This is a genomic window from Streptomyces taklimakanensis (assembly GCF_009709575.1).
Taxonomy (GTDB): Bacteria; Actinomycetota; Actinomycetes; order Streptomycetales; family Streptomycetaceae; genus Streptomyces; species Streptomyces taklimakanensis.
In genome coordinates, this window is record NZ_WIXO01000001.1 from 3,035,346 (window position 1) to 3,058,466 (window position 23,121).

A 23,121-nucleotide genomic window follows, 5' to 3' on the forward strand; every position below is an offset into this window, starting at 1 on the left:
GTGCCCCCTTGTCTGCGGTGACCTGCGGTGATGCATCCACCGTAGACCGTGTGGGGGCTCTGCTCATGTTCTTTTCGATGAAGATCTCCCAGGACATCCGTCGGGAGCACGGCGGCGACCTCGCCGCCGACGGGCTCGACCCGGAGGAGGGCATGCGGCGGAAGTCCGAGGAGTTCGCCGCGGCGGGCAACCGCGTCTACCTGCCCATCGCGGACTGAACGCCCGCCCGCTCCGATCGACGCTCGCGGTGCCCGCGATCGGTACTCCGTCGCGGGCACCGCCGTCCGGGAGGAGGGGCCCGTCCGGCGCCGCTCGCGCTCCCGCGCCGTGCCGGGTGCCCTACTACGCCCGCCCGGCCTCCCCGACCTCGTCGGTGAGGCCGCGGGCGTAGGCGGTCAGGGAGCGGCCGTAGCGGGGCAGGTGGGGCGCGAGGGCGGCGAGGGAGAGGGCGACGGCCTCCCGCTCCCGCCCGGCGTCGACCAGGGCCAGGGCCAGGAACGCGGCGACGGCGTCGTCCAATTCGTCCGATCCGGCGCTCCGTTCGGCGGTGAGCAGGGCGACGCTCTCCTGGACCCGGCCGAGATTGCGCAGGGTGCTGGCGAGTTGGATCGTCGCCTGGCGTCGCCGCCCCTCGGGCAGCCCGGCGTCCAGTGCCCGGCGGTAGAGCGGCGCGGCCTCCTCCTCGTGCCCCAGGGAGTCGTGGGCGGACGCCATCTCGTACAGGGCCACGGGGTCGTCCGGCGGCAGTTCGGCGACCAACTCGTCCATGCGGGCGAGGAAGTCGGCGGGCTCGTGGTCGTCGAAGGCGGACCACAGCTCGTCGATCCGCCGCTCCCACTCCGCTTCCGTGGATGTCGTCATCTCCCCAGCATTCCAGCGTCCCGGCGCCGCCCGGTCCCGGTCGGTGAGTCGTGGGAGGGGTGCCGGCATGATGCACGGCATGGTCCGCGACATGCCCGTCACCCGTGTCGTCTCCGTGGACGACGTCGAAGCGTTGACCGATCGTGTGCGGGAGAACCGCGCGTTCCTCGCGCCGTGGGAACCGGTGCGCGACGAGGCCTACTTCACCGTGGAGGGGCAGCGCGCCGTGCTGGAGGCACAACTCGACGCGTACGCGCGCGGGAGCATGGTGCCGCTGGTGATCGTCGACGAGGACGACCGTCCCATCGGCCGGGTCAACCTCAACAACGTCGTCCGCGGTGCGTTCCAGTCGGCTGACCTCGGTTACTGGGTGAGCGAGTCGCACACCGGCCGCGGTATCGCCTCGGCGGCGGTGGCGGAGGCCGTCGAGGTGGCCTTCGGGAGACTCGGTCTGCACCGGCTCCAGGCGGGGACGCTCCTGCACAACACCGCCTCACAGCGGGTGCTCGCCCGCAACGGGTTCAGACCGTTCGCGGTGGCCCCCTCCTACCTCAGGATCGCGGGACAGTGGCAGGACCACGTCCTCTACCACCTGCTCGCACCGAGCTGACCGCGGGAGCGGGTCCGGCATCGCCGAGCGAGGGCGCCGACGTGCCCGTCCGTACGGACGCGGGCGGCCACAGGGCCGGAAGGGGCCGGGAGAGACCGGGGAGGGGACCGGTCCTCCCGGCATCGGTGCGGGCGGGTCAGCCGTCCGAGGAGGCCCGGGCGCCGTCGTTCCGCCCGCTCTGGCCGGCGAGCTTGTCGGTGACGTCGGCGGTCTTGTCGGCGGGCGGCGCGGAGACGTCCACCTCGGTGCCGAAGTCGCCGAACTCCATCACGGTACGGACCGTGGCGTCCTGCGGCTGCTCCTGGGCCTTGCCGGAGTCCTGCGGGCTCCGCGAGGACTGCGATCCGGTGGAGGCGTTGTCGAGGGAGATCTCGAACTGCTGTCGGCGGATGCGGTTCTGCTCGTCGAGCCAGAGGTCCATCGGCAGGGACTCCCCGAGCTGCTGCCGGAGCCGCTCGCCCCGGGCGTCGTCCTCGCCGGCCAGTTCCTCGACGTCGACGGTCACGCGGTAGTGGGTGGTGTTGACGCCGTCGATCTTCTCCGTGCCCAGGCGCTTGGCGTCGTCGTCGGAGAGGGCCTTGGTGTAGTCGACGGCCCGGGCCGGGTTCTCGAGCCGGACACCGCCCACGGTGCCGTTCCGGGCGGCGACCTCACGCAGGTCCACCTTGATCCACGGCTTGTCGGCGGAGAGCTTCTCGCGCAGGGCGGCGGGCAGCTTCTGATAGAGGGTCTGGTCGACGATGCGCTGCTCGACGCGCTCTCCGCCCATCTCGATCGTCATGTCGCTGGTGCCGTCGGACAGGTCGATGGTGCCGTTGCCGGTGGCGGTCTGCTGCCGGCCGCCGACGGTGGCGTCCACCTTCATCGTCATCGCGGCGGTCTCGGCGGCGACGGTCTTCTCGTGGGCCGTCCGTACCACCTCGGCGGCGTCGTTCCGCTCCTCGGCGCCGGTTCCGGCGGCCTTCTCGCCGGTCCCGTCCTCCTCGCTCCCGCATCCGGCCAGTGCCGTGCCGGCCAGCAGTCCGGCGGCCAGTACCGCACCCGTCCTGGTCCGACGTGAAACGCGCGCCATGCGTGGTTCTCCCTCGGTGTCGCGAAGTCGTACTCGTCCGTCGCTCCACGCGTTTCCGGTCGCATCCTGGTCAACCGATGAAAAATGGACAGTTCCGTCAAGGGGGGCACGGCCGGGGTCGGTCGGGGCGGGGGAGGTTCAGGCGGTGAACTCCTCGCCGTTCGCCGGGACTCCGACGCCGCGCCAGGTGAAGGGGACACCGCGTGCCGTGTACGGGTCGGCGGCGTCCATCAGTTGGAAGTGCAGGTGCGGTTCGGTGGAGTTGCCGCTGTTGCCGACCCGGGCGATCACCTGGCCGGTGCGCACCCGCTCGCCTTCGCGGACCTCCGCCGAGCCGCGCCCGAGGTGGGCGTAGAGGGCGTAGGTGCCGTTGCCGAGGTCGAGGACCAGGTGGTTGCCGACGATGGCGCCGACTCCGGCCGTGTCGCGGAGGGAGGCTTCGAGGAAGAAGAACGGCAGGGCGGGGAAGGAGTTGCGGCTGAGGTGGTCGCGGCGGCCGTCCCGCACCCGTACGACCGTGGCGTCGGCGACGGCGAGCACCGGCTCCCCGAAGGCGGGGAAGGCACCGTTGCGGCGGGCGGGCGGCCACCAGCCGAAGGCCGGACGGACCCGCTCCCCCTCCCCCGACTCCCGGAGGACGTCGATGGCGTACGCCTGTCCGTAGGCCCGGACACCGTGGCTGGGCACCTTGTCCGCCGGGCTGTTGAGGGCGCTCCAGCGGCCGGTGACCGGGGGCGCGACCTCCACGGGGCCGGGCTCGGTCCCGCCGCCGTTCCGGGTGACGAGCCACCGCAGCGGCTCCGTGGACAGCGCGACCGCGGCGGCGACGAGCAGCACCGGGCCGGGGACGCCGGGGCCCAGGTCGAGGACGTCGGAGACGACATCGGTCAGGACGAGCACCACGGTCAGCCCGTACAGCCAGGGCCGCAGCCACCGGACGGCGGCGACCGCGACGACGCGGGCCGTACCGGTGGTGCCGGGCCTGCGGGACTCGGGCATCGGGCGTTCTCCTTCCCCGGGAGGAGTCGTTCGGGTCTCTCCCCCGGTGGCGTGGCCGAGGCGTTCGGCGCGGGTGCGTCGGTGAGGGCGGCGCGGCGGTGTCCGGCGGGCGGTCACCCCTCGTGGGGACGGCCCCCCACCGTGTCGGGCGCGTCGGGCGCGTCGGGCGTGTCGGGCGTGGCCGTCCTCGCGGCCCCGGCGACCAGCGCCTCCAACCGGTCCCCGTGGGCTCCGCGCCAGTAGACGTGCCCGCAGTCGCGGCAGCGGGCGAAGTCGTCGTACGTGCGACGGGTGCCGGGACGGAGCAGGTGCTCCACCTCCTCCTTGGCCACGGGGTCGAGCAGCCCGTTGCACGCCGTGCACCTCGTCCACGGCGTCAGGGGCGGTGCGAAGCGCTCCAGCACGTCGGCGAGTTGGTCGTCCGGCCGTGAGCCCCGCACGTAGGCGCCCATCCACAGCCGGCGCCGCATCAGCAGCCCGCGGTCCTGGGTGAGCAGGACGCGCCGCTCGGCGTTGGCCTGTTCCACCAGGGAGGGGTCGTCCATGTCGTTGTGGTACGCGGTGTCCACGCCCGCCACCAGGCGCAGCCGCCGGGCCAGGGTGCCCAGGTGGACGTCGAGCAGGAAGCGGGGTGGGCCGCCCGGGACCGGCTGCGGCCTGGACACCGGCTCGACGCGCACCGTCCCGCCGGCCCGCGGCCGGTGCTCCGGCTCCACCCGCCCCCCGGTGCCGCCCGCCGCGCCGTCCACCTCCGGGACCAGCGCGCCCACCTCGGTCAGCGGGATGCCCGCGGACTGCACGACGTGGCCGAGGGAGGACGTGCCGTCGTACGGCACGGGGAGGAGTTCGGTGTCGCGGTGGCGCGAGGGGAGGAAGATCCGCAGCTCGGGGGAGACGCGCAGGAGCAGCTCGCGCGGTGTCGGGGAGCCGCTCGGGGCCTGGTGGTGTGGTCGGTCCGTCACCCTCCCCAGGGTGCCGGCCGGGCCTCGCCGTTCCCACCGGTTTTGGCCGGTCGGCGGTCTCCCTCGGGCCGTGCGCCCTCGGTGTTCCACGGGTCCGGGAAGGGCGCGGACGACGGAGCTGGGACCCCCGCCGGGGCCCGACCGTCCTCAGGAGAGCGGGAGGGGGGCGACCAGCAGCTTCCCGGCCATGGTCACTCCGCCGTCCATCGCCACCGCGAGCGAGTCGGCGTAGACGTGCGGCCCGTGGACAGCCGGCGCGCCGTCCCCGCCGTCCTCGGAGCCGACCTCGCCCAACAAGTACGGGATCGGGCTGTGGCCGTGGACGATCCGCCGCCCGCCGTAGGTGTCCAGCAGTTCGCGCGCGGCCATCGCCCCGCCCTCGTCGCGGAAGGCGAAGCGCTTGGTGAACTTGCGGAACAGGTCCCAGGTCTCGTCGGCGTCGTGGTGGGTGAGGGCCTCGGTGACGGCGTCGTTGACGTCGGGGATGCTGCTGCCGTACTCCAGGTACGCGGTGGTGTCGGAGTGCACCAGCAGGTGGTCGTCGGCCAGGGCCATGGCGTCCAGCCGGGACATCCACTGGACGTGGTGGTCCTGGAGCCGTTCCATGTCGGAGTGTTGGCCGCCGTTGAGCAGCCAGGCCGCCTGGAAGGACGCGGTGCCCGCGCCGGAGTTGACGGGGGTGTCGCCGAACCGCTTGGCGCCGATCAACAGCAGTTCGTGGTTGCCCATCAGGGCCTTGCAGTAGCCGCCGGCGGCCGCGGCCTCGGCGGAGAGCTGCATCACCAGGTCGATGACGCCGATGCCGTCGGGGCCGCGGTCGGTGAAGTCGCCCAGGAACCACAGCCGGGTGTTGCCCCCGGTCCAGTGGTCCTCGGCGTCGATGAGGCCCTGGTCCGACAGGGCGGCCCGCAGCTCGTCGAGGTAGCCGTGGACGTCGCCGACGACGTACAGCGGGCCCTGCTCCTCGGGTGGTCCGGGCACCGGGGAGGGGGAGTCGACCAGGGTGGGAGTGGGGGATGCCCCGGCCCCGATGACGGGCAGGTCACGCTGGGTGGGGGTGTAGCCGTCCGGGTGCGGCTCGACGCCCGGGTGCCCGGGGGCGCCCGGTACGGCGGCCGCGCCGCCGTGCGGTGCGGGACCGGGGGGCATGGGGGGAGGGGGAGGGGGAGGGCCGGGGTGGGCGTGCGCCGCACCGGCCGGGCCCGCGCCGACGGGGCCGGTGATCGTCGGACCCGTGCCCGTGGTGCCCGCACCGACGGCGCCCGCGCCGTGCCACACGTCGGATTCCCGACCGGCCCCCTGAGTCATCGACCCCTCCAGCATCGCGCGCGCCTCACCTGCCGAACCCTCTCTCCGTCTCCCTCGGGGCGTCCCGTGGCGAGAGCCGGTCCCGGTGTCGTGCGCCCATCATAGGAACGCAGGTCGCGCCTTGTGACGCACCCGGGGGAGGACGATTCGGGCGGCTGTCGGACGGGAGTCGGACCGGGAGTGTCTCCCGCTCGGGTTTCCTCCGAGTTGCTCCCGAAATTACCGGGTCGTAACCTCAGTCGCGCCGCTCGGGCGAGCGCGGAGCGCTCACCGTCGTCCGCGGGCGGCGGCGCTGTGACGAGGTGCGGACGATCAGGTCGGTGGGCATGATCCGGTGCACCGGGCGGCTGCTTCCGGTGCCCTCGATGGCGTCGATCAGCAGTTGCACGACGGTGGTGCCGATGCGTCCGGGCTTGAGGGACAGGGTGGTGATGGGCGGCTCGGTGGTGGCGTAGACGGCGGACTCGCTGCAGCACACCAGCAGCAGGTCGTCGGGGACGCGCAGACCGTAGCGGCGGGCGGCGGCGAGCAGGTCGGTGCCGTTGGGGTCGAACAGTCCGTAGACGGCGTCGGGCCGATCGGGACGGGCCAGCAGTCTGTCGGCGGCGACGGCGCCCGCGCAGGGGTCGTGGGCGGGGTAGGCCTCGTAGACCGGGTCCTGGCCGGCACGCTCGCACCACTGGAGGTAGGCGCTGGTGGACAGCCGGGTGTAGGTGTCGGTGCTGGTGCCGGTGAGCAGGCCGATGCGGCGGGCACCGGCGGCGGCCAGGTGGTCGAGCAGGCCGGTGACGGCGGCCTCGTGGTCGTTGTCGACCCAGGCGGTGACGGGGAGTTCTCCGCAGGGACGGCCGTCGGAGACGACGGGAATGCCCTGTCGGACGAGTTCGGTGACGACGGGATCGCGGTCGGAGGGGTCGATGACGACGGTGCCGTCGAGGGCGACGTTGGACCAGACGTCGTAGGGACTCTGCCGGGTGCTGCCGGGGAGGATCACCAGGGCGTAGCCGCGGGCCAGGGCGGCGGAGGAGGCGGCGCGGGCCATCTCGGCGAAGTAGGCGAACTCGGTGAAGGTGAAGGGCTCCTCGCCGTAGGTGGTGACGGTGAGCCCGATCAGCCCGGATTTGCCGGTGCGGAGTGTCCTGGCGGCCGCTGAGGGACGGTAGCCGAGCCGGTCGGCGACCTCGCGGACGTGGCGGCGGGTGGCGTCGGGCAGACGGCCCTTGCCGTTGAGCGCGTCGGAGACGGTCGTGATGGACACTCCCGCCGCGGCGGCCACGTCGCGGATGCCCGCACGTCCCAGTCGGCGACCGCGAGCCCGGCCCACCTGGTGCTTCCCTGCTGCTGTCATGGCGTGCCGATACTAGGGCCGTGTCGCACTGTTTGCGGGGGCGTACGGGGCAAGGGGTGAAGAGACGATTCTGCAAGCCAATTTCCCCATAACGACCATGGAAGAAGGGGCAGTTGGCAGGATGCTCCATTGTTTCTGTGAACGTTTGGCCGATTGCTCCAGCAGAACGGTCCATGTCTCAAAGCTGTCTCAACTCACCCCCAGGGGTGATGCGCGCCATGGTTCGCGCCACCCGCGCACGCCGGCTCCGGTACGCCCCTCACGCCGACCCCTACGACACGTCCGCGAATCCTTCTAGGGTGTGCAGCATTAGCGGTACGAGCGGTCCGTGCGCCGGCACGGCCGCTCCACGACAGGCCCGGAGGGTCGAGGAGGACCTGCCATGACGGAGATGGCCCCGAAGCTGCGCGCGGCACTGGACGGGATCCCCACCTACAAGCCCGGCCGTCCCCCGGCGGCCGACGGCCCGAGGGCCTACAAGCTGTCCTCCAACGAGAACCCGTACCCACCCCTGCCCGGTGTGCTGGAGGCCGCCGCCGCGGCGGCCGGCTCCTTCAACCGCTACCCGGACATGGCCTGCTCCGCCCTCATGGCGGAGTTGGCGTCCCGCTTCGACGTGCCCGTGACCCACCTGGCCACCGGCACCGGCTCCGTCGGCGTCGCCCAACAGCTCCTCCAGTCCACCGCCGGGCCCGGTGACGAGGTGGTCTACGCCTGGCGGTCCTTCGAGGCGTACCCGATCATCACCCAGATCTCCGGGGCCACCTCCGTGCGGGTGCCGCTGACCGGGGACGAGACGCACGACCTGGACGCGATGGCCGACGCCGTCACCGACCGCACCCGCCTGGTCTTCGTCTGCAACCCCAACAACCCCACCGGCACCGCCGTGCGCCGGGCCGAGCTGGAGCGCTTCTTGGACCGCGTCCCCGCCGACGTCCTGGTGGTGCTGGACGAGGCGTACCGGGAGTTCGTCCGCGACGAGGAGATCCCGGACGGCGTCGAGCTGTACCGCGACCGTCCGAACGTGTGCGTGCTGCGGACCTTCTCCAAGGCGTACGGCCTGGCCGGACTGCGGGTCGGCTTCGCGATCGCCCACGAGCCGGTGGCGGCGGCGCTGCGCAAGACGGCGGTGCCGTTCGGCGTGAGCCAGATCGCGCAGGACGCGGCGATCGCCTCGCTGCGCAGCGAGGCCGCGCTGCTGGAGCGCGTGGACTCCCTCGTCGGCGAGCGCGAGCGGGTGGTGGGCGAGCTGACCGCGCAGGGCTGGACGGTGCCCGAGACCCAGGCCAACTTCGTCTGGCTGCGTCTGGGCGACCGCACCGCCGACTTCGCCGCGGCCTGCGAGGCGGCGGGTGTGATGGTGCGGCCGTTCGCGGGGGAGGGGGCCCGCGTCACGATCGGCGAGGCCGCGGCCAACGACCTCTTCCTCCAGACCGCGCAGACCTTCCGCAAGGGTCTGTAGCCCCCGCCGGTCCGCCGGCCGTGACTTTCCACACCCTCCCGCCCCCCGGCGGGAGGGTGTGGTCATCGGTGGGTCATACTGGCTTGTGAATGTGAACGCATTCACGAGCGCGTGTGTCACATCACACCATGTCCACCTTTGGGAGAGTGCCGTGGAACTGGCTCTGGCACCGGAGACGCTGGCCCGTTGGCAGTTCGGCATCACCACCGTCTACCACTTCCTCTTCGTGCCGTTGACGATCTCCCTCGCCGCCCTCACCGCCGGCCTCCAGACGGCCTGGGTGCGGACGGGACGGGAGGTCTACCTCAGGGCCACGAAGTTCTGGGGCAAGCTCTTCCTGATCAACATCGCGATGGGCGTCGTCACCGGCATCGTGCAGGAGTTCCAGTTCGGCATGAACTGGTCCGACTACTCGCGCTTCGTCGGGGACGTCTTCGGCGCGCCCCTCGCCTTCGAGGCACTGATCGCGTTCTTCTTCGAGTCCACCTTCATCGGCCTGTGGATCTTCGGCTGGGACAAGCTCCCCCAGAAGATCCACCTGGCCACCATCTGGATGGTCTCGATCGGCACGATCCTGTCCGCGTACTTCATCCTGGCCGCCAACTCCTGGATGCAGCACCCGGTCGGCTACCGCATCGACCCCGAGAGCGGACGCGCCGAACTCACCGACTTCCTCGCGGTGCTCACCCAGAACACCGCCGTGGCGCAGTTCTTCCACACCATGACCGCCGCCTTCCTCACCGGGGGCGCCTTCATGGTCGGCATCGCCGCCTACCACCTGCTGCGCCGCCGCCACGTCCCCGTGATGCGGACCTCCCTGCGTCTGGGCCTGGTCACCCTGGTCACCGCCGGCGCCCTGACCGCCGTCAGCGGCGACCACCTCGGCAAGATCATGTACGAGCAGCAGCCGATGAAGATGGCCGCCGCCGAGGCCCTGTGGGAGACCGAGGGGCCCGCCCCCTTCTCCGTCTTCGCCTACGGCGACGTCGACGAGGGACACAACGAGGTCGCCGTCGAGATCCCCGGCCTGCTCTCCTTCCTCGCCCACAGCGACCTGGACACCCCCGTCCCCGGCATCAACGACATCGAAGAGGACCTCCGGGAGAAGTACGGCGAGGGCGACTACAAGCCCAACATCCCCGTCGCCTACTGGGGCTTCCGCTGGATGATCGGCTTCGGCATGGCCTCCACGGCCCTCGGCGTGGTCGGCCTGTGGCTCACCCGCCGCCGGTTCTGGCTCGCCGAACGCCACCGCACCGCCGAGGACGAGGTGCCCCGGCTCGCCCTCACCCGCGACCGCCTCCTCGGCCCCGCCCTCAGCCGCCGCTACTGGCAGCTCGCCTTCCTCACCCTCGGCTTCCCGCTCGTGGCCAACGCCTGGGGGTGGATCTTCACCGAGATGGGCCGCCAGCCCTGGGTGGTCTACGGCGTGCTGCGCACCTCCGACGCCGTCTCCCCCGGCGTCTCGCAGGCCGAGGTGCTGACCTCCATGACGGTCTTCACCCTCCTGTACGCCACCCTCGCCGTCGTCGAGGTGAAGCTGCTGGCCAAGTACGTCAAGGCCGGACCGCCCGAGCTCACCGCGGCCGACCTCGACCCGCCCACCCGGATCGGCGGCCACGACCACGACGACGCCGACCGGCCCATGGCCTTCTCCTACTAGGTCCCCCGAGGTTTCCCGCGATGGAACTCCACGACGTCTGGTTCGTCCTCATCGCCGTCCTGTGGACCGGCTACTTCTTCCTGGAGGGCTTCGACTTCGGGGTCGGCGTCCTCACCCGGCTGCTGGCCCGCGACCGCCGCGAGCGCCGCGTCCTGATCAACACCATCGGACCCGTCTGGGACGGCAACGAGGTCTGGTTGCTGACGGCCGGCGGCGCCACCTTCGCCGCCTTCCCCGACTGGTACGCCACCCTCTTCTCCGGCTTCTACCTCCCCCTCCTCCTCATCCTCGGGTGCCTGATCGTGAGGGGCGTCGCCTTCGAGTACCGGGCCAAGCGGCCCGAGGAGGCGTGGCAGACCAACTGGGAGCGCGCCATCTTCTGGTGCTCCCTGCTGCCGGCCTTCCTGTGGGGCGTGGCCTTCGCCAACATCGTCCGCGGCGTGGCCATCGACGCCGACAAGGAGTACGTCGGCGGCCTCGTCGACCTCCTGGGCTCCCACGCCCTCCTCGGCGGGGCGACGACCCTGGCCCTGTTCACCTTCCACGGCGCGGTCTTCGCCGCCCTGAAGACCGTCGGCGACATCCGCGTCCGCGCCCGCGCGCTCGCCGTCCGCCTGGGCCTGGTCACCGCCGTCCTCGCCGTCGCCTTCCTCGGCTGGACCCAGCTCGACCGGGGCGGTCCCGTCGGCCTGCTCACCCTGGCCGTGACCGCGGGCGCCCTCCTGGCCGCCGTCCGCGCGATCGCCGCCGGGCGTGAGGGCTGGTCCTTCGCGCTCTCCGGCACCACCGTCGTCGCCGCCGTCGCGACGCTCTTCCTCGCCCTCTATCCGAACGTCATGCCCTCCACGCTCGACCCCGACTGGAGCCTGACCGTCACCAACGCCGCGTCCGGCGACTACACCTTGACGATCATGACCTGGCTGGCCGCCCTGGCCACCCCGCTCGTCCTCCTCTACCAGGGGTGGACGTACTGGGTGTTCCGCAAGCGGATCGGCACCCAGCACATCGCCGACGACGCCCCCGGGGGCGCCCCCGGTGACGGACCCGGCGGCGCCTCCCACCAGGAACCGGAGCCCACCCGCTCGTGAAGCCCGTCGACCCCCGCCTGCTCCGGTACGCCCGCACCACCCGCGTCTTCCTGGTCGCGGCCGTGGTGCTCGGCCTGGCCGGGGCGGGCCTGATCATCGCCCAGGCCGTCCTCGTCGCCGAGGTCGTCGTACGGGTCTTCCGGCAGGGCGCCGCGCCGACCGACCTCACCACTCCGCTCGTCCTCCTCGCGGCCGTGGCGGTCGGCCGCGGGCTGGTCTCCTGGCTCACCGAGCTGGCCGCCCACCGCTCGTCCGCCGCCGTCAAGTCCGAACTCCGGCTCCGCCTCCTCGACCACGCCACCGCCCTCGGCCCCGACCGGCTCGGGGCCTGGCACACCGGTGGGCTGGCCACCCTCGCCACCCGCGGCATCGACGCGCTCGACGACTACTTCGCCCGCTACCTCCCCCAACTCGCCCTCGCCGTCGTCGTCCCCGCCGCCCTGCTCGCCCGCATCGTCACCGACGACTGGATCTCCGCGGCGATCATCGTCGCCACCCTGCCGCTCATCCCGGTCTTCATGGCGCTGGTCGGCTGGGCGACCCAGGCCCGCATGGACCGCCAGTGGCGGTCGTTGACCCGTCTCTCCGGCCACTTCCTCGACGTCGTCGCGGGGCTGCCCACCCTCAAGGTGTTCGGCCGGGCCAAGGCCCAGGCCGAGAAGATCCGCGCCATCACCGCCGACTACCGCCGCGCCACCCTGCGCACCCTGCGGATCGCCTTCCTCTCCTCCTTCGTCCTCGAACTCCTGTCGACGATCTCCGTCGCGCTCGTCGCGGTCGGCATCGGCATGCGCCTGGTCCACGGCGACCTGGATCTGCGCACCGGCCTGGTCGTGCTGATCCTCGCGCCCGAGGCGTACCTCCCCCTGCGCCAGGTCGGCGCCCACTACCACGCCGCCGCCGAGGGACTGTCCGCCGCCGGGGAGGTCTTCGACGTCCTGGAGACCGAGCCCGTTCCGAACGGCACCGTCCCCGCCCCGGACGCCCGCACCGCCACCATCGCCTTCGACGGCCTCACCGTCCGCCACGCGGGCCGCGCCACCGACTCGCTGCCCGCCACCACCCTCACCGTCGCCCCGGGGGAGACCGTCGCCGTCACCGGCCCCTCCGGCTCCGGCAAGACGACGCTCCTGGGGGTCCTCCTCGGCTTCACGCCCCCCACCTCCGGCCGTGTCCGGATCAACGGCCTCGATCTGGCCGACCTCGACCTGTCCACCTGGCGCTCCCAGATCGCCTGGGTCCCCCAGCACCCCCACCTGTTCGCCGGGACGGTCGCCGAGAACGTCCGCCTCGCCCGTCCCGACGCGACCGACGCCGAGGTCCGCGCCGCCCTCCGCGACGCCGGCGCCCCCGACCTCTCGCCCGCCACCCTCCTCGGCGAGCTGGGCGCCGGGCTCTCCGCGGGGCAGCGCCAACGCGTCGCCCTGGCCCGTGCCTTCCTCTCCGACCGGCCGCTGCTCCTGCTCGACGAGCCCACCGCCGCCCTCGACGGCGCCACCGAGGCCGCCGTCGTCGAAGCGGTCGCCCGTCTCGCCCGCGACCGCACGGTCCTCCTGATCGTCCACCGCCCCGCGCTGCTCACCGTCGCGGACCGTGTCGTCCGTCTCGCCCCCACGACCGCACCGGCCGAGGGGACAGCGGGCAAGGGGACAGCGGGCAAGGGGACACCGGGCACCGCGCCGACCTCCCCGGCCATCACCGGCACATCGGTCGGAGCCCCCACCCACACCCCGCTCCGCGCCCCGTCCCCCGCCCCCGCGGCCTCTCCCGCGGTCTCTCCCGCCTCCGAGCCGAGCACCCTCACCCGCGTCCGCCACATCGCGCGCCCCCAGCGGGCCCGCCTCGCCCTCGCCCTGCTCCTCGGAGCGCTCGCGCTGCTCGGCGCCGTCGGCCTGATGGCCACCTCGGGCTGGCTGATCTCGCGCGCCTCCCAGCAGCCCCCCGTGCTCCACCTGATGGTCGCCGTCACCGCGACGCGCGCCTTCGGCATCGGACGCGCCGTCTTCCGCTACGCCGAGCGCCTCGTCTCCCACGACGCCGTGCTGCGCCTCCTGGCCGACCTGCGCGTCGCCGTCCACCGCCGCCTGGAGCGCCTCGCCCCCGCCGGGCTGCGCCACGCCCGGCGCGGCGACCTGCTCACCCGGCTCGTCGCCGACGTCGACGCCCTCCAGGACCACTTCCTGCGGTGGTTGCTCCCGGCGGCCGTCGCCGTCGTCGTCTCCCTGACCGCCGTCGGCTTCACCGCGTGGCTGCTTCCCGAGGCCGCCGCGGCCCTCGCCCTCGGCCTCCTCGTCGTGGGAGCCGCCGTTCCGGCGCTCGTCGCCGCCGCGGCCCGGCGCACCGAGCGGCAGCTCGCGCCCGCCCGTGCCGAGCTGACCACCCGCACCGTCGACCTGCTCACCGGCATCGCCGAGTCGACCGTGGCCGGTGCGCTGCCCCGCCGTGTCGGTGCCGTGCGCACCGCCGACACCGCGCTCACCCGTCTCGCCGCCCGCAGCTCCGCCGTCACCGCGCTCGGCAGCGGACTCTCCGCGTCGGTCGCCGGGCTCACCGTCGCCGCCGCGGCCTGGCTCGGTGCCGCCGCCGTCCACGACGGACGGCTGGCCGGCCTCCTCATGGCGGTGGTGGTCCTGACGCCGCTCGCCTCCTTCGAGGCGGTCGCCGGACTGGCGCAGGCGGCCCAGTACCGACAGCGCACCCGTCGCTCGGCCGAACGACTCCACGAGGTGCTCGACGCTCCCGCGCCCGTCCGTGAGCCGGAGCATCCACTTCCGGCGCCCGCGTCCCCGTTCCCCGTCGTCCTCGCCGGTCTCACGGCCCGCCACCCGGGCCAGGACCGTCCCGCTCTCACGGGGGTGGACCTGTGCCTGACCCGGGGGCGGCGCGTGGCGGTCGTCGGACCGTCCGGCTCGGGCAAGACCACCCTCGCCCACGTCCTGCTGCGCTTCCTCGATCCCGAGGACGGCGGTTACACCCTCGGTCCGGACGCCGTCGACGCCACCGCCCTGGACGGCGACGCCGTGCGCCGCCTGGTCGGTCTGTGCGCGCAGGACGCGCACGTCTTCGACAGCTCCCTGCGCGAGAACCTCCGTCTCGCCCGGCCGTCCGCGACCGACGACGACCTCCGCGCCGCCCTGGCCGCGGCCCGCCTCGGCGCCTGGGTCGACGGACTGCCCGATGGCCTGGACACCCTCGTCGGCGAGTTCGGCGCCCGCCTCTCCGGCGGTCAGCGGCAACGCCTGGCCCTGGCCCGCGCGCTGCTGGCCGACTTCCCCGTGCTGGTGCTGGACGAACCGGCCGAGCACCTGGACCTGGCCACCGCCGACGCCCTGACCACCGACCTGTTGGCCGCGACCGAGGGCCGCACCACCGTGCTGATCACCCACCGCCTGGCCGGTCTGGAGGCGGTGGACGAGGTGGTCGTCCTCGACGGTGGGCGCGCGGTCCAGCGCGGGCCGTACCGGGCGCTGGCCGAGGCGGACGGTCCTTTCCGGCGGATGCTGGAGCGGGAGCGGACCACCGAGGAGCCGGTGGGCGCGGGCCGGCGATGACGGTCGGTCGTCGGTCCGTCGTGCTCCGGCCCCGGTCGGCGGGCCCGCGCCCCGCGCCGGGACGGTCCCGTGCCGAAACGTTCCGGTACCGTCGGGGCCGTCAGTCGGCGGGCGGCAGCTCCAGCAGCCGCTCGATGACGGCGGCCACTCCGTCGTCCTCGTTGGTGGCCGTGCGGTGCGTCGTCGCGGCCAGTACCGCGGGGTGGGCGTTGGCCATGGCGTAGGAGGTCCCGGCCCAGGAGAGCATCTCCAGGTCGTTGGGCATGTCACCGAAGGCGACGACCTCCTCGGGCACGACGCCGCGCCGTTCGCAGCACAGGGCCAGGGTGCTGGCCTTGCTGACGCCGGGCCCGCTGATTTCCAGCAGCGCGCTCGGGCTGGAGCGGGTGAACTCCGCGTGCCGGCCCGCCGCCCCGCGGGCCAGGCGCAGGAACTCGTCCGGTGCCAGGTCGGTGTGGTGGGCCAGCAGCTTCAGCACCGGCTGGTCGGCGAATTCGGAGCCCTCCGCCAGCAGTTTCTCGACCGGTGCGTGCACCGCGCCGGGATCGAGGTGGAACTGCGGGTACCGCGGCTCGTAGTGGATGCCGCCGGTCCGCTCGACGGCGAAGCTCACGTCCGGTGCGACGTTCCGCAGCTCCCCCACCACGGCCAGGGCGGTGTCGGTGGGCAGGTCGCGCACCCGCACGATCCGCCGGCCGCGGTGCAGGTCCACGACGGCCGCTCCGTTGGCGCAGATCGCCAGCCCGTGGCCGTGGACGTGGTCGCTGACCACGTCCATCCAGCGGGCCGGTCGTCCGGTGACGAAGAAGACCTCGATCCCCGCCGCCTCGGCGGCGGCCAGTGCCTCGACCGTGCGCCGGGAGACGGACTTGTCGTCGCGCAGCAGCGTGCCGTCCAGATCGGTCGCGATCAGGCGCGGACGCGTCATCGGGGGCGCAGAAACGTGAGTCACGTTCCCATGGTCGCGCATATGCCCGCACACACGTGCGCGAAGGCGCCCGAACGAGCCAGGGGGTGAACGCCCGCGAACAGGACGGATGCGGGCAACCGGGGCAGGACGTTCGGCCCCGGAAGTCCTCGACGATCCCGGCGCGCACCGCGCCGGCCGTGCCGCCACCGCGGGCCCGAGGGCCGGGGATCCGGCGCCCCCTTCCCGCGCATACGCTCGGGGCATGCGACTGAGCACCGTGATCCTTTCCGTGCTGCGCTGGTCCGAGGGTGGGCGCGAGCGATGGCGGCGGGCCGAGGAACTGGGGTTCCACACCGCCTACACCTACGACCACCTCTCCTGGCGCGAGCCCTTCCGCGACGGCCCCTGGTTCGGTGCGCTGCCCACCCTCGCCGCCGCCGCGGGCGCCACGGAGCGGATGCGCCTGGGGACCCTCGTCACCTCGCCGAACTTCCGGCACCCGGTCACCCTCGCCAAGGAACTGATCACCCTCGACGACCTCTCCGGCGGGCGGATCACGCTGGGTGTCGGCGCGGGCGGTTCGGGGTACGACGCCACGGCGCTGAGGGCACCCGGCGAGCGACCGTGGACGCCGCGCGAGCGGGCCGACCACTTCGACGCGTTCCTGCCCCTCCTGGACCGACTGCTGACCGAGGACACCGTCACCCACGCGGGCACCCACTACTCCGCGCACGACGTGCGGAACATCCCCGGCTGCGTCCAGCGTCCCCGGCTCCCCTTCGCGGTGGCCGCCACCGGGCCGCGCGGCATGCGGCTGGCCGCGCGGTACGGGCAGGCCTGGGTGACCACCGGCGACCCCCGGGCCGCCGAGGGCACCCCGGTGGAGTCGCGCGACGCGCTCCGTGCGCAGGTCGAACGCCTGGAGCGGATCTGCGAGGAGGAGGGCCGGGACCCGGCCGGGCTCCCCAGGACCCTGCTCACCGGCTTCACCCCGGACCGCCCGCTCGCCTCGCGCGAGGCGTTCGTCGACTTCGCCGGTTCCTGCGGGGAGCTGGGCTTCGACGAGCTCGTGGTGCACTGGCCGATCCGGGGCACGATGTTCGAGGCCGACGAGGGGGTCTTCGAGGAGATCGCCGGAACCGTCCTCTGACGCCCCCGGCTCGGCGGGCCCCGGGGGACCTCAGCCCGCCCGGACGTTGATCCGCGCGAACGCCCGCAGCAGTCCCGGCGAGAGCCGGGACAGGACGATCCCGCCCCACGCCTCCAGGTTGACCGGCACCACCGCCCGGTTCCGCACCACCGAGCGCAGCACCGCGTCGGCGACCCGCTCGGGCGCGAACCTGCGGATCCGGTAGACCTGCCGGGCCCGTTCGCGACGGCGTTCGGTGTCCCGCGCGTCCAGGCCGCGGAACCGGGTGTCCTCCAGGATCGAGGTGCTGACGATGCCGGGGCAGATCGCCGACACCCCGATGCGCTCCCCGGCCAACTCGGCGCGGAGCACCTGGCTGAGCATCAGGGCGGCGGCCTTGGAGGTGCAGTACGCGGGCAGGGCGCGGGTGGGTTCGTAGGCGGCGCAGGAGACGACGTTGACGATGTGCCCGCCCTGGCCGCGCTCGACCATCGGGCGCCCGAAGAGCCGGCAACCGTGGATGACGCCCCACAGGTTGGCGCCCAGGACGGCCTCCCAGTCCTCCGGGGTGTGTTCCAGGAAGGGCCCGGCCGCCGCGATCCCGGCGTTGTTGACCAGCACGTCCACCACGCCGTGCTCGCGCGTCACCCGGTCGGCGAGTTCCTCCATCGCCCGTCGGTCGGAGACGTCGGCCGTCTCCGGCCAGGCCCCCGCGGCGCCGGCCTGTCGCGCCGACTCCGCGGTGCGCGCGACGTCGGCGGCATCGGTGTCCACGGCGACTACCCGCGCTCCCGCCCGGGCGAAGGCCAGCGCCGTCGCCCGGCCGATGCCCCGGGCCGCGCCGGTGACCAGCACCAGTTGCTCGCCGAAGTGCTCGGTGTACTCCTGTTGCCTGCGGGTTCGCCGGTCGCGCCGACCGTGCCAGGTGTGCCGGCCGTGCCAGGCGTGCCGGTCCGGCGAGGAGCGCGTGGCAACCGGCGCACGCCCCCCGTCATCCTCCCGCCGCTCCTCGCACGCCCCGACGAACGAGCCGATCCACAGGGCGAGCCGGTCGGGATGGGTGAGCGGTGCCCAGTGGCCCGCGCGCAGCAGGCGACGCGTCAGCCGGGGAGTCCACCGTTCCACCTCGTCCAGGACCGCACGGGACAGGAACGGGTCTCCGGTCGGCACGACGAGTTGCACGGGCACGTGGACGCGGGCCTCCTCGCGCGGGGCGCGCAGCCGGGACCGCACGTTGTCCCGGTACAGCCAGGCGCCGTGCGCGGCGTCGCGGGGCAGGGACGCGGTCGGGTAGTCCTCGCTCCGGAACCAGCCGCCGCGCCGGCCGTACTGGGAACCGCTTCCCGCCGCGCGGGCCGCGCGGCGGAGGACGGCGGGCAGGACCCCGCCGAACAGCGCCTCCGGGACGCGGGGCAGGTGCATCAGGTACACGTGCGACGCCCTGACGCCCTGCCCCAGCGCCTGGGCGGCGTGGCGTGGGGTGGGTTCGGCGAGCCGCTCGCGGAACCAGTGCCCGAGGTGGTCCAGGGACGGCCCGGAGAGCGAGGTGAAGGAGGCGATCCGGTCCCTCGCCCGGGGGGAGGTGACGAACTCCCACCCCTGGACCGAGCCCCAGTCGTGTCCGACCAGGTGCACCGGCGCGTCCGGGCTCACGGTGTCGACGACGGCCAGGAAGTCGGCGGTCAACCGGTCCAGCGTGAAGCCGCCGCGCAGCGGTGCGGGAGCCGTGGAGTCCCCACAGCCGCGCACGTCGTAGAGCACCGTGTGGAAGCGGTCCGCCAACCGTTCCGCCACCGGCCGCCAGACCTCCTTGGAGTCGGGGTAGCCGTGCACCAGGACGACCGTCGGACGGCGGCGGCCATCGCCGTCCGTGCGTTCCCCCAGCTCGGCGACGCGCAGCTCGACACCGTCCCCGGCGACCGTCCGCTCCCGCGCCCCCGCACCCCCCGTGTCCGACTCCGCCCGCGCACCGTCCATGCCTGCCTCTCCTCCTCGCTCGGCTCGCCCGGCGCCGTACGGCACTGCCCGGCGCCGTACGGCTCCGGAACCGCGAGTAGCCGTTTCCCGCGCCGTGACACCGGTTCGTCCCGTCGACCGCGCTCGTCCGCACGGACCGGCCCCCTAAGGGCATGTCCACCTCCAGCACGAGGGAGATCCACGCCCCCCGGGGGAGGTGGTGGGCGGCCGGCGCCACTACCGTCGACGCGTGACTGTCATCGCGACCGAAAACCTCACCAAGAGGTATCCGAGGGTCACCGCGCTCGACCGGCTCACCATGGAGATCGCCCCTGGGGTGACCGGCCTGGTGGGGGCCAACGGCGCGGGCAAGTCGACCCTGATCAAGATCCTGTTGGGACTCTCCCCGGCCAGTGAGGGGACCGCCTCCGTGCTCGGCATGGACGTCTCCACCGACGGCGGGGCGATCCGTGAACGCGTCGGCTACATGCCCGAGCACGACTGCCTCCCACCGGATGTCTCGGCGACCGAGTTCGTCGTCCACATGGCGCGGATGTCCGGGCTGCCCGCCACCGCCGCCCGCGAGCGCACCGCCGACACCCTGCGGCACGTCGGCCTGTACGAGGAGCGCTACCGGCCCATCGGCGGCTACTCGACGGGCATGAAGCAGCGGGTCAAGCTGGCCCAGGCCCTCGTCCACGACCCGCGCCTGGTCCTGTTGGACGAGCCGACCAACGGTCTGGACCCGGTCGGCCGGGACGACATGCTCGGCCTGATCCGCCGCGTCCACACCGACTTCGGCATTTCGGTGCTGGTCACCTCGCACCTGTTGGGCGAGCTGGAGCGCACCTGTGACCACGTCGTCGTCATCGACGGCGGGAAGCTGCTGCGCTCCTCCGCCACCGCCGACTTCACCCAGCGGACCGCCACCCTGGCGGTCGAGGTCACCGACACCGACGCCCACCCCGACGGCACCGGCGCCCTGCGCACCGCCCTGGCCGGGGCCGGGCTCACCGTGGCGCCCGCCACAGCGGGCGGCGAGGGACTGCCCGGGGCCGGGCACGTGGTGTTGGTCGAGGCGTCCGACGACACCGTGTACGACACCGTTCGGGACGCGGTCGCCGAGCTGGGGCTGGGGCTGGTGCGCATGGAACAGCGCAGGCACCGCATCGCCGAGGTCTTCCAGACGTCCGGCACCACCGCGGACGCCGCGAGCACCGCGGCAGCCGCCACCACCGGCACCGCCGCCACCACCGCCACCACCACCGGCACCACCCAGAAGGGAGGCGGCACCGATGCGGCCTGACCAGGGCGCTCCGGCCGGCACCGCCGGCCCCGCGGTCCCCGCCGCGCGCGGCGGCGAGGACGCCAGCATCCACAACATCGGCTACCGCCACTACGACGGCCCTCGCCTGGGCAGGTCCTACGCCCGCCGTTCCCTGTTCTCGCAGTCCCTGCGCGGCGCCTACGGCCTCGGCCGCTCGGCGAAGTCCAAGGTGCTGCCGTTCGTCCTGCTGGCCGTGATGGTGCTGCCCGCCGGGATCATCGTCGCCGTCACCGTCTTCACCAAGGCCGACGAGATGCCGGTGAAGTACACCGACTACGCGCTGATGCTCCAACCGGTCATCGGCCTCTACCTCGCCTCCCAGGCGCCGCAGTCGGTCTCCCTGGACCTGCGCTTCCGCACCGTGCCGCTGTACTTCTCGCGACCGATCGAGCGCATGGACTACGTGGCCGCCAAGTACGCGGCGATGTCGACGGCGATGTTCCTGTTCACCTCCCTGCCGCTGGTGGTGATGTACGCGGGCGGACTCCTGGCCGAGCTGGGCTTCGCCGACCAGACAACCGGTTTCCTCCAGGGCCTGGTCTCGGTCGCGGTGCTGTCCGTCCTCCACTCGGGCATCGGCCTGGTCGTCGCCGCACTCACCCCGCGTCGGGGATTCGGCGTCGCCGCGGTCATCGCGGTGTTGACGATCCCGTACTTCGCCGTCACCACCGTCCAGGCCATCGCGCACACCCAGGACGCCGGCGGAGCGGTGGCCTGGTTGGGCCTGGCCTCCCCGGGTTCGCTGGTCGACGGTGTCCAGGCGGCGCTCCTGGGCGGCACCTCCGGCTTCCCGGGCGGCCACGAACCGGGCGCGGCCGCCGCGGCCGTGTACGTCCTGGTGGTCCTCGGCCTGATCGCGGCCTGCTGGGCCGCGCTGATGAGCCGCTACCGCAAGGCGGGCCTGTGAGCGGCACGCGCGCGGCCTGTGCGCCGCGGACGACGACGGGCCCGCGTCCCCGCGCCGCGCGGGCGAGGGAGCGCGGGGCCGTGAACAGTCAGACGACGAACGAGAAGGCGGCCTGAGCCATGACCACCATCCGCATCGACCACGTGTCCCGCTGGTTCGGCAACGTGGTGGCCGTCAACGACGTGACGATGGACATCGGCCCCGGCGTCACCGGCCTCCTCGGACCCAACGGCGCGGGCAAGTCCACGCTGATCAACATGATGGGCGGCTTCCTCGCCCCCTCCACCGGTGCCGTCACCCTCGACGGCGCGCCGATCTGGCGCAACGAGCAGGTCTACCGGGAGATCGGCGTCGTCCCCGAGCGCGAGGCGATGTACGACTTCCTCACCGGACACGAGTTCGTGCTGGCCAACGCCGAGCTGCACGGCCTGCCCGACCCGGGCGAGGCCGCGCGGAGGGCGCTGGCCACCGTGGAGATGGAGTACGCCCAGGACCGGAAGATCTCCACGTACAGCAAGGGCATGCGGCAGCGCGTGAAGATGGCCTCCGCGCTCGTCCACGACCCCTCCGTGCTGCTGCTGGACGAGCCGTTCAACGGCATGGACCCGCGCCAGCGCATGCAGTTGATGGAGCTGCTGCGGCGGATGGGCGCGGACGGGCGCACGGTCCTGTTCTCCTCCCACATCCTGGAGGAGGTCGAGCAACTCGCCTCCCACATCGAGGTGATCGTGGCCGGCCGGCACGCGGCGTCCGGCGACTTCCGCCGCATCCGCCGGCTGATGACCGACCGGCCCCACCGCTACCTCGTCCGCTCCAGCGACGACCGCGCACTGGCGTCCGCGCTGATCGCCGACCCCAGCACGGCGGGCATCGAACTGGACTGGTCCGAGCGCGCCCTGCGGATCCAGGCGATCGACTTCACGCGCTTCACCGAGCAGCTCCCGCGCATCGCGCGCGAGCACGGCATCCGGCTCCTCACGGTCTCGCCCTCGGACGAGTCCCTGGAGAGCGTCTTCTCCTACCTCGTCACGGCCTGAGGGCCGGAAGACCCACGGACCGGCAACCGTCCCAAGGAGCCCCACCGCCATGTACGACCCCACGGTCGCCCGGCTCACGTACCGGGCCCTGCTCGGCCGCCGCCGGGCGCTGATCCTCTTCGTCCTGCCCGCCCTGCTGATCGTGATCTCCGTCGCGATCCGCCTGCTGACCGGCGCCGACGACTCCGTCGCCATCGAGGTGCTCGGCGGCTTCGCGCTGGCCACGATGGTCCCGCTGATCGGCGTGGTCGCCGGGACCGGCGCGATCGGCCCGGAGATCGACGACGGCTCGATCGTCTACCTGCTGGCCAAGCCGCTGAAGCGGCCCACGATCATCCTCACCAAGCTGACCGTCGCCGTGGCCGTCACCATGGTGTTCTCGGCGGTCCCGATGCTGATCGCCGGGTTCGTCCTGAACGGCAACAGCGGGCAGATCGCCGTCGCCTACACCGTCGCCGCGGTCGCCGCGTCCATCGCCTACAGCGCCGTCTTCCTGCTGCTGGGCACCGTCAGCCGGCACGCCGTCGTCTTCGGCCTGGTCTACGCCCTCATCTGGGAGGCGCTGGTCGGCAACCTCGTGCCCGGCGCCCGCACCCTCAGCGTCCAGCAGTGGGCCCTGGCGCTGGCCGAGAAGACGGCGCCGAGCGCGGAGATCACCTCCGAGGTCGGGCTGCCCGCCGCCGTGGTGCTGATGGCGGCGGTGACGGCCGCCGGCACCTGGTACGCCGGGCGGAAGCTGCGCACCCTCACCATCGCCGGCGAGGAGTGAGCCGGCGCCGTCGGACGCGTCCGGGCCCCACCGCTCCCTCCCTCCCCCGAGCGGTGGGCGGCCCGGTCCGTCCGGCCCGGCGCAGAACCCACGGAGCGGGGCGACCGTCGGCGGGACCGGGCAGAGCGCCGCGATCCGGGTCCGTACACGTCCCCGTACGCT

General features: G+C 73.3%; 18 protein-coding genes and 1 pseudogene. 11 read left to right on the top strand and 8 right to left on the bottom strand.

Translation table 11 applies throughout. The features are described from left to right. Positions 1–68: 68 nt before the first annotated feature. A pseudogene (locus F0L17_RS13230) lies at positions 69–218 on the top strand (thiamine biosynthesis protein ThiC); the annotation flags it as partial. A gap of 124 nt (positions 219–342) precedes the next feature. On the opposite strand, the gene F0L17_RS13235 reads toward F0L17_RS13230, so the two are convergent. After that, the gene (locus F0L17_RS13235) at positions 343–861 is read right to left on the bottom strand and encodes a tetratricopeptide repeat protein (RefSeq protein WP_155071236.1); all 519 of its coding nucleotides are present in this window, start codon (positions 859–861) and stop codon (positions 343–345) included. Positions 862–928: 67 nt separating this feature from the next. Here F0L17_RS13235 and F0L17_RS13240 point away from each other — a divergent pair, with 67 nt between their 5' ends. After that, positions 929–1,471, top strand: coding sequence for a GNAT family N-acetyltransferase (locus tag F0L17_RS13240; protein WP_202917869.1), 543 nt, complete (start codon positions 929–931; stop codon positions 1,469–1,471). Between the two features lie 136 nt (positions 1,472–1,607). On the opposite strand, the gene F0L17_RS13245 is transcribed toward F0L17_RS13240, so the two are convergent. The 5 genes from F0L17_RS13245 to F0L17_RS13265 form a co-directional block, all read right to left on the bottom strand. Next, the gene (locus F0L17_RS13245; protein ID WP_155071237.1) at positions 1,608–2,543 is read right to left on the bottom strand and encodes an SCO4651 family lipoprotein; all 936 of its coding nucleotides are present in this window, start codon (positions 2,541–2,543) and stop codon (positions 1,608–1,610) included. Between the two features lie 138 nt (positions 2,544–2,681). Further along, entirely contained in the window at positions 2,682–3,542 is an 861-nt protein-coding gene (locus tag F0L17_RS13250) for a M23 family metallopeptidase (protein WP_155071238.1), read from the bottom strand. A gap of 113 nt (positions 3,543–3,655) precedes the next feature. Further along, a complete protein-coding gene (locus F0L17_RS13255) occupies positions 3,656–4,504 on the bottom strand; it encodes a Mut7-C RNAse domain-containing protein (protein WP_338018074.1) in 849 nt (282 codons plus the stop codon). Between the two features lie 147 nt (positions 4,505–4,651). Next, positions 4,652–5,827: a metallophosphoesterase gene (locus F0L17_RS13260; protein WP_155071239.1), complete on the bottom strand. Its 1,176-nt coding sequence runs from the start codon at positions 5,825–5,827 to the stop codon at positions 4,652–4,654. A 220-nt stretch (positions 5,828–6,047) separates the two neighbouring features. Further along, positions 6,048–7,160: a LacI family DNA-binding transcriptional regulator gene (locus F0L17_RS13265; RefSeq protein ID WP_155071240.1), complete on the bottom strand. Its 1,113-nt coding sequence runs from the start codon at positions 7,158–7,160 to the stop codon at positions 6,048–6,050. 382 nt (positions 7,161–7,542) lie between these two features. On the opposite strand from F0L17_RS13265, the gene hisC reads away from it, so the two are divergent. The 4 genes from hisC to cydD all read left to right on the top strand — a co-directional run bounded on the left by hisC (position 7,543) and on the right by cydD (position 14,924). Then, complete coding sequence (gene hisC, locus F0L17_RS13270; RefSeq protein WP_155071241.1) at positions 7,543–8,622, top strand: histidinol-phosphate transaminase; 1,080 nt, start codon at positions 7,543–7,545, stop codon at positions 8,620–8,622. 151 nt (positions 8,623–8,773) lie between these two features. Beyond that, positions 8,774–10,285 carry a cytochrome ubiquinol oxidase subunit I gene (locus F0L17_RS13275; RefSeq protein ID WP_162466151.1) on the top strand — a complete coding sequence of 504 codons (1,512 nt, stop codon included), beginning with the start codon at positions 8,774–8,776 and terminating at the stop codon, positions 10,283–10,285. A 20-nt stretch (positions 10,286–10,305) separates the two neighbouring features. Continuing rightward, positions 10,306–11,373 (top strand): cytochrome d ubiquinol oxidase subunit II, encoded by a 1,068-nt coding sequence (gene cydB / locus F0L17_RS13280; RefSeq protein ID WP_155071242.1) that lies wholly within the window; start codon positions 10,306–10,308, stop codon positions 11,371–11,373. After that, entirely contained in the window at positions 11,370–14,924 is a 3,555-nt protein-coding gene (gene cydD / locus F0L17_RS13285; protein ID WP_162466152.1) for a thiol reductant ABC exporter subunit CydD, read from the top strand. The genes cydB and cydD overlap by 4 nt, the downstream gene beginning before the upstream one ends. 100 nt (positions 14,925–15,024) lie before the next feature. Here the strand turns inward: cydD and F0L17_RS13290 are convergent, their stop codons facing one another. Continuing rightward, positions 15,025–15,894, bottom strand: coding sequence for a Cof-type HAD-IIB family hydrolase (locus F0L17_RS13290; protein ID WP_155071243.1), 870 nt, complete (start codon positions 15,892–15,894; stop codon positions 15,025–15,027). A 202-nt stretch (positions 15,895–16,096) separates the two neighbouring features. On the opposite strand from F0L17_RS13290, the gene F0L17_RS13295 reads away from it, so the two are divergent. After that, positions 16,097–16,984 carry an LLM class flavin-dependent oxidoreductase gene (locus F0L17_RS13295; RefSeq protein ID WP_155071244.1) on the top strand — a complete coding sequence of 296 codons (888 nt, stop codon included), beginning with the start codon at positions 16,097–16,099 and terminating at the stop codon, positions 16,982–16,984. A 30-nt stretch (positions 16,985–17,014) separates the two neighbouring features. Here F0L17_RS13295 and F0L17_RS13300 read toward each other — a convergent pair whose 3' ends face one another. Beyond that, entirely contained in the window at positions 17,015–18,940 is a 1,926-nt protein-coding gene (locus F0L17_RS13300) for an SDR family oxidoreductase (protein WP_155071245.1), read from the bottom strand. A gap of 229 nt (positions 18,941–19,169) precedes the next feature. Here F0L17_RS13300 and F0L17_RS13305 point away from each other — a divergent pair, with 229 nt between their 5' ends. The 4 genes from F0L17_RS13305 to F0L17_RS13320 all read left to right on the top strand — a co-directional run bounded on the left by F0L17_RS13305 (position 19,170) and on the right by F0L17_RS13320 (position 22,959). Further along, on the top strand, positions 19,170–20,225 hold the full coding sequence (locus F0L17_RS13305) for an ATP-binding cassette domain-containing protein (RefSeq protein ID WP_162466153.1): 1,056 nt from the start codon (positions 19,170–19,172) through the stop codon (positions 20,223–20,225). Further along, positions 20,215–21,153, top strand: coding sequence for an ABC transporter permease (locus tag F0L17_RS13310; RefSeq protein ID WP_238419367.1), 939 nt, complete (start codon positions 20,215–20,217; stop codon positions 21,151–21,153). The genes F0L17_RS13305 and F0L17_RS13310 overlap by 11 nt, the downstream gene beginning before the upstream one ends. 119 nt (positions 21,154–21,272) lie before the next feature. Beyond that, positions 21,273–22,190 (top strand): ABC transporter ATP-binding protein, encoded by a 918-nt coding sequence (locus F0L17_RS13315; protein WP_155071246.1) that lies wholly within the window; start codon positions 21,273–21,275, stop codon positions 22,188–22,190. A gap of 49 nt (positions 22,191–22,239) precedes the next feature. Beyond that, positions 22,240–22,959 (top strand): ABC transporter permease, encoded by a 720-nt coding sequence (locus F0L17_RS13320; protein WP_155071247.1) that lies wholly within the window; start codon positions 22,240–22,242, stop codon positions 22,957–22,959. The last annotated feature ends 162 nt before the right edge of the window (positions 22,960–23,121 follow it).